Raw genomic sequence first — 11,302 nt, 5'->3', positions numbered from 1 at the left:
TCGTTGTAGAGGGCTTGTTGATTTCTAAAAATGCAGTAGGATATTCGACACCGAAGATTAGGAAGGGGAAGCGTGGGTTAAAGATTGGTTTACACGAATCAAAGCGTTTATGGATCGTTCCAATTTTTATTCTTGTACCAGGTGACGCGGTAACACAATTTATTTCATGGTGGCCTGTCGTTTCAATAGGTTCAGATACATATTCTCTATTCCTCGTTCCATTTTTAATTGGATTTATGAGAAGGATTAGAAGCTATGAGCCAACGGAAGCTTTATTATTTACAGGAAGACGTGTGTACGGATTAGCAGGACTTGTGCTTGTTTTAGGAATCGCAAGTTATTGGTGGCACGTACTTGCCATTATCGCGATGGGAGTCGCAATGCTTGGACGTTTCACAATTTCCATGCAAGAAAAAATTGCGGATGAGACAAGACCGGCGTATTTCGCTGCACATAATGATGGACTTGTTGTATTAGATACAATCCCGAATACAATTGGGGCAGAGCTGAATTTACTGCCTGGAGAAGTGATTACGAAAGTAAATGGAGTCATTCCAAGAAGTGCTGAGGAATTTTATGATGCGCTTCAAACGAAGACGACAGGAGCATTTTGCAAGTTAGAAGTATTAGATACTAATGGAGAGCTTCGCCTTGCTCAAACGGCATTATACGCCGGAGGACATCACGAATTAGGTGTTGTGTTTGTTCAGCAGGAGCATGAGTGGGATTCGGAAGCGATGTAATAGAAGAAAAGGGTATCACCTTGTGGTGATACCCTTTTTGGTTTGAACGGGATTAATAGTAAATGAAATTTATATCAGCGACTATCCAAATATATCGACTTCCCGGCAAAAAACGACAACTCTCGCAAACCTTATTTTAGTTTCATAGTCGAATCACTTGAATAATTATTTGATAATGGTTATCATTTAGGGAGTCTTTTTAATTTTGGAAAATGGAGGGAAGATATGCTACGTAAATTTTTTTCTTACTATAAACCGTATAAAGGTTTATTTATACTCGATTTTTCTTGCGCAGTTGTCGCAGGGTTATTAGAACTTGGCTTCCCGCTTATCGTAAATCAATTTATTGATAAGTTATTGCCAGGGCAAAACTGGACGCTTATTTTATGGGCTTGTTTCGGTTTACTTGCAGTGTATATTTTAAATGCAGGCTTACAATACGTCGTTACATATTGGGGGCATATGCTTGGCGTTAACATTGAAACGGATATGAGGCAGAAATTGTTTGATCACATTCAAAAGCTATCATTCAGATTTTTTGACAATAATAAAACAGGTCATTTAATTTCACGTCTTACAAACGACTTAATGGAGATTGGGGAAATTGCTCACCATGGGCCAGAAGATTTATTTATCGCTGTTATGACTTTAGTTGGGGCATTCTCATTTATGATGATGATCAACTGGAAGTTAGCGCTATTAACGTTCTTCGTTATTCCATTCTTATTATGGTTGGCACTTTACTTCAATAAAAAAATGACAGGTACGTTTAGACGTTTATTCTCAGACGTTGCTGATTTTAATGCATGTATTGAGAACAATGTTGGCGGTATCCGCGTTGTACAAGCATTCGGAAATGAAAAGTTTGAGAAAGAGCAATTTGCTGTTAACAACGCTCGTTTCCGTACAACGAAATTAATGGCGTATAAAATTATGGCGTTAAATTCGTCAATTAGTTATATGCTCATGCGTCTTGTAACGCTCTTCGTCTTAATATGCGGTACATGGTTTGTGTTGCAAGGTGAATTAACGTACGGTGGATTTATAGGATTTGTTCTGTTAACGAATATTTTCTTCCGCCCAATTGAAAAAATTAATGCAGTAATCGAGAGTTATCCGAAAGGGATCGCTGGTTTTAAGAGATATGTAGAGCTTCTTGAAACTGAGCCAGATATTGTAGACGCTAAAGATGCGATGGAAGTTAAACATGTACATGGTGATATTCAATATAGCAACATTACATTCGGATATGAAAACAAAGAACCGATTTTAAATGATATTAGTTTGAAAATACATGCAGGGGAAACAGTTGCGTTCGTTGGACCATCAGGAGCTGGGAAAACAACGTTATGTAGTTTACTCCCACGCTTTTATGAACAATCATCTGGATCGATTCAAATTGATGGTATTGATACGAAAGATATGACGTTATCTTCACTTCGTAAGCAAATTGGAATTGTACAGCAAGATGTGTTCTTATTCTCAGGAACGATTCGTGAAAATATTGCTTACGGAAATTTAAAGGCGTCAGAAGCTGAAATTTGGCAGGCGGTAAAACGAGCGCAATTAGAAGATTTAATTTACTCACAACCAGACGGTTTAGATACTGTTATCGGTGAGCGCGGCGTGAAACTTTCAGGAGGACAGAAGCAGCGTCTAGCGATTGCACGTATGTTCTTGAAAAACCCACCAATTTTAATATTAGATGAAGCAACTTCTGCATTAGATACAGAGACAGAATTGGCAATTCAAAAGTCACTTGCTGAGCTATCTGTCGGCCGTACAACATTAGTTATTGCTCATAGACTTGCAACGATTAAAAATGCGGATCGTATCGTCGTTGTAAATAAAGACGGTATTGCAGAACAAGGTTCGCATGAGGAACTAATTGAGCAAGGCGGAGGATATAGCCGTTTATACGAAGCTCAGTTCAGTTCGTAAATATAATTTCTGCTAAATTAGTGCACCATAAGTAAGTGAAAATCTTATATGGGAGGCTATGAAGCATGATTGTAACAACAACGTCTACAATTCAAGGGAAAGAAATTATTGAGTATATCGATATCGTCAATGGAGAAGCGATTATGGGCGCGAATATCGTTCGTGACCTTTTTGCCTCTGTCCGTGACGTTGTCGGCGGTCGTGCGGGCGCTTATGAAAGTAAATTAAAAGAAGCACGCGACATTGCAATGGAAGAGATGAAAACTTTCGCAAGACAAAAAAATGCGAATGCAATTGTTGGTATCGACGTGGATTACGAAGTAGTTCGCGAAGGAATGCTAATGGTTGCAGTGAGCGGAACTGCTGTCCGTATATAAAGTGAAAAGCCGTGCAGGTGCACGGCTTTTTTGTTATCATGTCGAAGTTTCAATATTTCTTGGGAAATGCGGAAGGCCTTGTCGATATATAGGGAAGACATTAGAGCGCTTCCTTACATTTCCGGATTTGAACTAATAATGTTTCGTATTCTCGTTCGAGAGATGTGATGTCATCGTGATGATTTGGTATGGAAATTCTGCCGATGATTTCTGTTAATTTTGTTTGTAATCGTAATAATTCTTGTTCAGTAACGTTTACAGAATCCCCGGTTGTTCTTTTTGTGTATTGCTCGTAATTACCGTGGAATACTCTTGGTTCACTCTCATCTACTTGTAGAATATGGTCTGCAACAGAGCGAATAAAGGCACGGTCATGGCTAATGAAAAGTACTGTGCCAGGGTATTCTTGTAACATGATTTCTAATTCTTCTTGCGTCGCTAAGTCTAAATAGTTTGTCGGTTCATCGAGCAGAAGCATATTATAGTTTCCTAAAAATACTTTTGCGAGCGCAACCTTCATTCGTTCGCCGCCACTTAAGACATGCACAGGTTTATGAACATCTTCACGACGGAATAGAAGCCGGGCAAGTATTGTGCGAACGAATGCTTCCGTATAGTTTGTTTCTTCTAGAACGTTTTCCAAAATGGTTTTATCTGTTTGTAAAATTGATAGCGTTTGTTCGAAATATCCAATTTTACAACTCTTCGAAAGCTGAATGCCACGCTCGTTTGCGAGAAGCATGTTGAACACAGTTGTTTTACCGCTTCCGTTTGCTCCTAAAATAGCAAGTTTTGCACTAGGGGCAATAGTTCCATTCATATTTTTAAATAGTGTGCGGTCGCCTATTTTCTTTGTTGCTTTATTGAACTGTACTGCGACTTTACTATGAATGGGTGTATGGTATTGCACGTCAAACTGAGCCTGAGAAATATCTTTTGGTTTTTCTTTCTTTTCTAGTTTTTCGAGACGTGTTTCTAATGCTTTTGCTGCTTTGCTAACCTGTTCTTGCCCATGAGCCCCGCTTAACTTATAAAGTTTAGATTCAGATGAACTGAACCGAGTTGGGATTTTTGTCATGCTAGAAGCACGTTGCTTTTTTTGTGAAATTGATTGCTCTAACCGATTTTTTTCTTGTATATATTGCTCATATTCTGCTTGTTTTTGTATTTGTTCACGTTCTTTTTGTTTTCGATAGTTTGAATAATTCCCTTTATACTCTTGAATAGTACCGTCTTCAATTTCAATGATTTTTGTACATATATTATCTAAAAAATCACGATCATGTGATATTAAAACAAGTGCCCCTTTATAAGATAAAAGTGCCTTTTCTAATTGCTCTGTACCAAGCATATCTAAGTGGCTTGTTGGTTCATCAGCGAATAAAATGCCTGCATCTTGTTCGAGAGCATGAGCAATCTTTAGCCGCATTCGTTCACCACCGCTCATTGCATCTGTAACATTTGAAATACTCCATTTTCCTTTTGCGAGAGAAGAAGCGGTTTCCGGTAGTTCCTCGCTAAGTTGAGGAATGATGCTGATAGAACTATGATGAGTTACTATGCCAGTGTCAGCTTCTATTTCTTTACTTAATATTTGTAATAACGTAGATTTACCAGCCCCGTTGACTCCAACAATTCCTATGCGATCCTGTGCTTGAATTTCCAGTGATGGTAACGTAAATAGTGTGCGATCACCAAAGCTTTTTTCAATATTACGTGCGAATAAAATAGTCATAAAAAAACCTCCCTAGTTTCACTAGAGAGGATAAACGTCGCCCTTGCATGTAAAAATCGTACATAAATAAACGATTTTTACATGATCGTTTCGAAAGAAAGTATCGACAAATGGACAGACTAATCCTCTGCTAGTTTTCATCATTTTTTGTTCACTATTTGTGATGGATGAAATAAATAAGAGAATTAGAACTTCATTGGTCAAAGTACCTTCCTTTCATAATATTACTTTTATTGTATGCGCATACAAAATAGTTTGTCAAACTTATTTCTATTTATCATTTTTGAATTCGTTATTATACAATTGTGCTTTTAGCAGCGCCTTAGCATCGTTTTTGATTTCATCTAATCCATTTGCGTCCCCAATAATATATCCTTCAAATGATGAACCAACAAAATCAAAGATATATTGAAACTGAGCGATAAGCGGTAATGCTTTCAGTTTAGGATTGTCTCCACCAACGATGACAACGTACATTTTTTTATCTTTCATTTTTTCTTTGAAATGAAGGGATGTATCACGCAAACTTTGTGACCAGCGATCAACGAAGTTTTTCATATGTCCGCTCATTCCGTACCAGTATAGGGGTGTAGCAAAGATAATTGTGTCGTGCTCTAACATGCGTTTGGTTAACTGCTCGTAGTCATCATGTACAGGTTGGAAACCTTCTGCGTCATGACGTTGGTCTGTAATAGGATGGATTGTATGGTCTCGCAAGTAAATTTGTTCTGTCTCAATTCCATCGATCATCGTATGTGTTAAAGCTTCTGTATTTCCATTTTGTCTTGAACTGCCATGTATAACAAACATGTAATCATCTCTTTTCTTTTGCTTGTTTTAGGAGTGAAACGTGTTTTTGCAAATTTGTTTGAATGCTGGAAAGTAGTGAAATCTGCTTTGTTACTTCATTAAGTTTATCTTCATAAAGCGTAAGGATACTGCTGCAAGGATTTTCGTACAGATGCGGTTCGATTTCAAGGCAGCGCAGCATTTTTGCCGTCTCTTCTAAATTTAAGCCAATTTGCAAGTACATTTGAATAAGCTCCACTTTTTCGATGGCACTTTTATCAAAATCACGGTAGCCATTTGCGAGGCGCTTAGAAGGGAGTAACCCCTTTTCTTCATAATGTCTTAGTGATCTTTCGCTAATGCCAGTTTCTTTTGATAACTCTCCAATTCGCAATGGGTTTCACTCCTTTTACATGTATTGTAAACCTTCACACTAATGTGAAGGTCAACTCTGTTTTTTCGCAAAGGAATCTACATGATTTAAAAACACTTGAATAGCCTTAGACGGAATAAAATATTTGCCGCGCACGATGGAGAATGGACGGATGAGTTGTTCATTTGGAACTTCAACGTGGAATAGCTCTTTTGCCAGTAACTCTTTCCGTATGGTCCAATCAGAAAGGATAGCGATGCCAAGTCCGGCACTAACTGCTTCCTTCACGCTTTGGATACTACTGAACGTAAAGAATCTTTTCATTTTTAAATGGTGTTGATGAATAAAGCGGTCGCTATAAGCGCGTGTACCAGAACCACTTTCTCTTAATACCCATACTTGATCTTGGAGTGTGCTTTCATTTATTTCCTTTGTGCGGAGTAGTGGATGATTTGGCGGGACGACGAGCTTCATTTCATCTTGCATAAACGTTTCAACGTCAACGTCGGCGTATAAGACTTGCCCTTCCACCAAGCCAATATCAATTTGATTAGAGCGAAGGCTTTGCAAAACATCTTCTGTATTTGAGATGAAAGTATGAACTTCGACGTGTGGATTTTCATTCGCATAGTTAGCCAGTATTTTTGGAAGTAAGTATTCGCCAATTGTAAAACTAGCACCGATGCGAAGAGTTCCTGTTACAACGTTATGTAGCTCGTTAATTTCTTGCTTAGCATCTTCATAAAGAGAGAGCATTTGTTTTGCATGTATATATAATATGTTTCCAGCCTCTGTCACTTGAACGTGCTTTGGAGAACGCTGAATAAGAGTAGTGCCAAATTCGTTTTCTAAGTTGCGTATATGCATACTTACACCAGGCTGTGAAAGGTTTAATAATTCTGCTGCACGGGAGAAGTGTTTCTGTTCAACGACAGTAACAAATATTTTTAAAATGTCTACGTTCATGTAATGGGCTCCTTTCGTTTTTCTTTCATCTTATCATAAGTATTTCTGATGATAGAGATTCAATATTGATATTAAACTTATTATAGAAACTCTCTTATAATGTAAGTAGAAAGAACATGCATGTTCCAATACGATTATTGGAGTGGTTCAAAGTGGAACAAACACTTGTTATACAAAAGAAGAAGGGCTTTGGATTTTCACAAGGAATTGGGATTACACTATTAATCGCAATTGCTGCGAAATATTTAGCAGAGCTTCCGTTTTTAAATATTATGGGACAATTAGTAATTGCTATTCTAATTGGGATGGTTTGGCGTGCGGCAATTGGAGTTCCGCAAGAAGCGATAGCTGGGACGAACTTTGCGAGTAAGAAGTTGCTTCGCTTCGGGATTATCTTACTTGGAATGCGGTTAAACCTTGTTGATATTGCGAAGGCAGGGCCGAAAGTATTGGTCATCGCAGCGGTTGTTATTACATTTACAATTTTCGTTGTGTATGGGCTAACGAAAGTGTTTAAGGTAGAAAAAAAGCTTGGAATTTTAACAGCGTGCGGAACTGCAATTTGTGGCGCGGCTGCGGTCGTGGCAATTGCGCCGCAAGTGAAAGCGAAGGATGAGGAAACGGCAGTAGGCGCAGCGATTATTGCCATTTTAGGTACAATATTTACACTTATTTATACGTTATTATATCCAGTGCTTGGTTTCTCACCGTATGGTTACGGTGTATTCTCGGGTGCGACGCTGCATGAAATCGCTCATGTCATCGCAGCTGCGGCGCCAGGAGGAAGTACGGCTGTAGACATCGCAGTTATCGTGAAATTAACGCGCGTAGCAATGCTTGTGCCAGTAGCGATTTTAATTGGATTATGGTTTGGTAAGAGTGAAGGAAGCGAGGAAAAAAAATCGTGGCGCGACCTTCCAATTCCGTGGTTCATCTTCGGATTTTTAGCGATGAGTGCAGTGCATTCGCTCGGGATTATACCAGAAGTTGTTGCCGGATACATTGTTGTCATTGCTTACATGCTTATTGCAATGGCGATGGCGGGGCTTGGTTTAAATGTAGAGTTTAAAACGTTCCGTAAGTTAGGAAGTAAAGCATTCGTGGCGGGGCTGATCGGTTCGGTTTTCCTTTCTATTCTTGGATACGTTCTTGTATATGCATTAGGATTTATGTAGTCAGGCGGAGAAGCTGTTCCCAAAGGTATTTGGGAACAGCTTCTTTCTTATGCTTATAGCACAACGGAGGTCGGTAAGGCGATATATATAATCGCCGATAAAAATTGAGTTACGCTTGTACGTTGTTAGAGAAGGTGTTCAGTGAAGTGTTTTTCTAAAATTTGTAAAGACATCTTTACTTGCAACTGGAAAATATTTATAATTAAAGTAAAGATATCTTTACTTTCGAAGGTGGAGCCTATGGGTGTGAAAAATACAATAAAAGAGTTAAGAAAGCAACATCATATAACGCAAGTTGAAATGGCAAAGGCGATGCAGGTGACGCGACAGACGATTGTGGCGATTGAAAACCATCATTATAATCCGAGTCTAGAGTTATCCCTAAAAATCGCCAAATATTTTGGGGTGAAGGTGGAGGAAATATTTACGCTAGAGTAAGGGGAGAAAAATGAGCGATACTAAAAAGTTATTTATCGGTGCGACTTTTGGATTGTTTTTGGGAGACATTGTAGTTCATATTATGAATCCGGCTATACCAATTTTACCGCTCGTAGTGAGTAACGTTTTAGCAATTGTATTTTTGATAGTGTATACGTATTACAAAAAGCGTAAGTACAAAAAAGAAGAACTTCCAGATATAGATGAGCGAGTAAATGAAAATATAAAAAAATATGTAAATGTCTCATTTGTATTCGCGTTTCTATTGCTTATTGTTTATATTGTTGCGAGTAAAGCAATAGGCAGAGCTGTTATACCAGTGCAAGAAATACTTATGATATGTAGTTCTTTATTTGCGGGGAGTCTCATCATAGGAGTCATGATAGGGAAACGAGCATAGAGATAGGAGGAATGAAAAATGCAAGATGAGTTTGAGAGATTCCAGTCAGATAAAGCGTTTAAATATATAGGGTTATTTTTTACGATTAGTTTAGCGATATGGAGTTTATATAATTTAATTGTTGATGGAAATGCCGGTATGCCGTTTGTTTTGTTTGTACTAGGGCAGTGGGTGTATTTTCTTGTGAACTATTGGCCGAAGTGGAAATATAGAAATCAAAAAGAGGCTGATCATGTATGAGTAAGCAAGATGTTATACGGTTCATAGGAAGTTTATTTTTAGCGGGTCTTGTTTTAAATGTGAGTTTAATGATTTTAAGTATTTCGCGGGGAACAATCTTCATATCGAATGTAGCGCTAGTCATTTTATATAGTATTTCGGAATATAGAGAACAAAAGCGTTTGAAAGAAGAGGGAGTACCGTCGATTGATGAGCGAGTTGTGAACAAGATGAAGTCGTATTTTACGCTTAGTATGACAAGCTTCGTGTTCTTGTTCATTATGTATCTTTGTGTAAATAAGTATTTAGATAGGCAAGTAGTACAGGTAAATGAGTTATTATATATTGTTATTTTTGGTTTGTTAATAAGTATGGCATCGACGAGTGTGTTAGCAACAAGGAATAGATAGAAAAAGGGGAACTGGGATGGGATTACCGGTATTATGTGTCGCTACGGCTATTTTTGCTTTGTTTTGGGGAATGCAGAACTTCTCTCGTTATCCAGTGCCAAGCATTTGTATTATGCTTGGTACTGTAGGTTTATCATATTATTTATTAGTTTCAGCTCATTATCATAAAACAGCAACGAGCGTTGTTGTTGGAGCACTTATTTTATTTTGTGGCCGCGCTGTACAAAAAGGATTATTTCAGTAAAAGCTGTTTATACAAAGAGTATAAACAGCTTTTTGTATTTTTTTACAAAAGGCTTGAAAGTGACGTGACGTCATCTTTTATAATGAAGGGGAAGAGGTGATGGTAGTGATTTCAATACAACAATTGACGAAAGAAACAGGGGTAACAGTACGTACATTACGTTATTATGATCAAATAGATTTATTGAAGCCGAGCGGGAAAACAGAAGGCGGGCATCGTTTATATGGTGCAGCTGACGTAATACGTCTGCAACAAATTTTATTTTTAAAGGAAATGGGATTTTCATTAAAAGAGGCTGCGAATATGTTAGTAAAAGGTGAGTTTAACTTAAAGGACTCTCTTGAAAAACAACTTCGGTTTGTACAGGAAGAACAAAAGAAATTTAATCGAATGGAACGTATTTTACAAGCTGTTGTTTATTCCGTGGATGTGGAGGGAGAACTTGATTGGAAAGTTATGTTTGAACTGATTCAGCTTTCGAAACAGTCGTCTCGTATACGTGAAATATTTCAAAATGAAGTATTTTCAAAGGAAGAACAAAAATTGCTTCATAACTTGCCAAATATGAGTGAAGAAAATCCGAATGTTTTAGAATGGGTAGATTTATTAAAGCAATTACGCACCTTTATGAAAGACGGTAAAGAAGCGGCAAGTGATGAGGTGCAAGGGGCAATGAAGAGATTAATGCAGAAGTGTTTAGAAATGGCCAATGGTGATGAAGCGTTTTTAGATAAGTTATGGGAAGTTAGAAAGTCGAAGGAAGATTCACAGAAAATGAGCATGTATCCAATCGAAGAAGAATTTTTATTATATATGGATGAAGCTTTTCGTATATATGATGAGAAGGAGAGGGATAAATGAGTATACTCGCAGAATATCGTTGGTACTTTTTAATTGGGGCAGAGATTGTATTTTGGTTATCGGCTATCGGTTTCTTTTTACTTCGTTACGGATTCCGTTTGAAAAAGGCGAGCTTTATGATGGGGATTGTACTCCTCGTAAATGAAGTGTTTATTTTAACTTTAGGGGTAGTGGACTATTATCAAACAGGGAAGTTCTCTAATTTTCAAATCATTACGGTAATTATTTTATTGTATGCAGTTTTCTACGGGAAAAAGGATTTGAAGAAGCTTGATATATTTGCGCAAAAGCTAGTTGCGAAATGGCGGAATGAACCAGCGCCAATTAGGGAAGAACACGTAGAATTAACAGGTATGGCTTACGCGAAGCAGGAAATAAAAAATTGGGTATTACATCTTGTTTTATTCGTTGTTGTGCATATTTTCTTTTTCTTTCTGTACGGTTTTGTCCCGTTTGAACAGTGGCATAATTGGTTAGAAACGGGGATTGTTTTAAATGAAAAAGCAAGTCGTGTTAGCCAAGTTTGGGCGATTATACTTTTAGTGGATACAGTTATTTCATTTTCATATGTTCTTTTCCCGAAGAAGGAAAAAGGAAAAGAGAAGCTACTTTCGTAGAGGAAAGTAGCTTT

At 37.8% G+C, this 11,302-nt stretch carries 14 protein-coding genes and 1 pseudogene; 11 read left to right on the top strand and 4 right to left on the bottom strand.

Going from position 1 to position 11,302, the window contains the following annotated elements:
* The 3 genes and pseudogenes from MR113_RS15640 to MR113_RS15630 all read left to right on the top strand — a co-directional run.
* A pseudogene (locus MR113_RS15640) lies at positions 1-743 on the top strand (PDZ domain-containing protein); the annotation flags it as partial.
* 225 nt (positions 744-968) lie between these two features.
* Positions 969-2,684, top strand: coding sequence for an ABC transporter ATP-binding protein (locus tag MR113_RS15635; protein ID WP_098088763.1), 1,716 nt, complete (start codon positions 969-971; stop codon positions 2,682-2,684).
* 65 nt (positions 2,685-2,749) lie between these two features.
* Positions 2,750-3,061, top strand: a complete 312-nt coding sequence (locus MR113_RS15630; protein WP_000637523.1) for a heavy metal-binding domain-containing protein — start codon at positions 2,750-2,752, stop codon at positions 3,059-3,061.
* Between the two features lie 100 nt (positions 3,062-3,161).
* Here MR113_RS15630 and abc-f read toward each other — a convergent pair whose 3' ends face one another.
* The 4 genes from abc-f to MR113_RS15610 all read right to left on the bottom strand — a co-directional run bounded on the left by abc-f (position 3,162) and on the right by MR113_RS15610 (position 6,924).
* The gene (gene abc-f, locus MR113_RS15625; RefSeq protein ID WP_242255348.1) at positions 3,162-4,796 is read right to left on the bottom strand and encodes a ribosomal protection-like ABC-F family protein; all 1,635 of its coding nucleotides are present in this window, start codon (positions 4,794-4,796) and stop codon (positions 3,162-3,164) included.
* A gap of 270 nt (positions 4,797-5,066) precedes the next feature.
* On the bottom strand, positions 5,067-5,606 hold the full coding sequence (locus MR113_RS15620) for a flavodoxin family protein (protein WP_242255346.1): 540 nt from the start codon (positions 5,604-5,606) through the stop codon (positions 5,067-5,069).
* A gap of 4 nt (positions 5,607-5,610) precedes the next feature.
* The gene (locus MR113_RS15615) at positions 5,611-5,979 is read right to left on the bottom strand and encodes a MerR family transcriptional regulator (protein ID WP_242255344.1); all 369 of its coding nucleotides are present in this window, start codon (positions 5,977-5,979) and stop codon (positions 5,611-5,613) included.
* 51 nt (positions 5,980-6,030) lie between these two features.
* Positions 6,031-6,924, bottom strand: a complete 894-nt coding sequence (locus tag MR113_RS15610; RefSeq protein ID WP_242255342.1) for a LysR family transcriptional regulator — start codon at positions 6,922-6,924, stop codon at positions 6,031-6,033.
* Between the two features lie 152 nt (positions 6,925-7,076).
* Here MR113_RS15610 and MR113_RS15605 point away from each other — a divergent pair, with 152 nt between their 5' ends.
* From MR113_RS15605 to MR113_RS15570, 8 genes are all read left to right on the top strand, one after another.
* Positions 7,077-8,099: a YeiH family protein gene (locus MR113_RS15605; protein ID WP_242255340.1), complete on the top strand. Its 1,023-nt coding sequence runs from the start codon at positions 7,077-7,079 to the stop codon at positions 8,097-8,099.
* 240 nt (positions 8,100-8,339) lie between these two features.
* Positions 8,340-8,537, top strand: coding sequence for a helix-turn-helix transcriptional regulator (locus MR113_RS15600; RefSeq protein ID WP_061679317.1), 198 nt, complete (start codon positions 8,340-8,342; stop codon positions 8,535-8,537).
* Between the two features lie 10 nt (positions 8,538-8,547).
* A complete protein-coding gene (locus tag MR113_RS15595) occupies positions 8,548-8,937 on the top strand; it encodes a hypothetical protein (RefSeq protein WP_242255338.1) in 390 nt (129 codons plus the stop codon).
* Positions 8,938-8,955: 18 nt separating this feature from the next.
* Positions 8,956-9,177, top strand: a complete 222-nt coding sequence (locus MR113_RS15590; RefSeq protein ID WP_242255336.1) for a hypothetical protein — start codon at positions 8,956-8,958, stop codon at positions 9,175-9,177.
* Complete coding sequence (locus MR113_RS15585; protein WP_242255329.1) at positions 9,174-9,566, top strand: ATPase; 393 nt, start codon at positions 9,174-9,176, stop codon at positions 9,564-9,566. The genes MR113_RS15590 and MR113_RS15585 overlap by 4 nt, the downstream gene beginning before the upstream one ends.
* Before the next feature lie 16 nt (positions 9,567-9,582).
* Positions 9,583-9,810, top strand: coding sequence for a hypothetical protein (locus MR113_RS15580; protein WP_242255327.1), 228 nt, complete (start codon positions 9,583-9,585; stop codon positions 9,808-9,810).
* A 99-nt stretch (positions 9,811-9,909) separates the two neighbouring features.
* The gene (locus MR113_RS15575) at positions 9,910-10,671 is read left to right on the top strand and encodes a MerR family transcriptional regulator (RefSeq protein WP_242255325.1); all 762 of its coding nucleotides are present in this window, start codon (positions 9,910-9,912) and stop codon (positions 10,669-10,671) included.
* The gene (locus MR113_RS15570) at positions 10,668-11,288 is read left to right on the top strand and encodes a hypothetical protein (RefSeq protein ID WP_242255323.1); all 621 of its coding nucleotides are present in this window, start codon (positions 10,668-10,670) and stop codon (positions 11,286-11,288) included. Before MR113_RS15575 ends, MR113_RS15570 begins: the two co-directional genes overlap by 4 nt.
* The last annotated feature ends 14 nt before the right edge of the window (positions 11,289-11,302 follow it).

Origin of the sequence: Bacillus cereus group sp. BfR-BA-01379, assembly GCF_022663605.1 — a bacterium.
In the GTDB taxonomy this organism is placed as follows: domain Bacteria; phylum Bacillota; class Bacilli; order Bacillales; family Bacillaceae_G; genus Bacillus_A; species Bacillus_A mobilis.
Note: the sequence above shows the minus strand (reverse complement) of the source record. Positions and strands in the feature narration are given on the sequence as shown.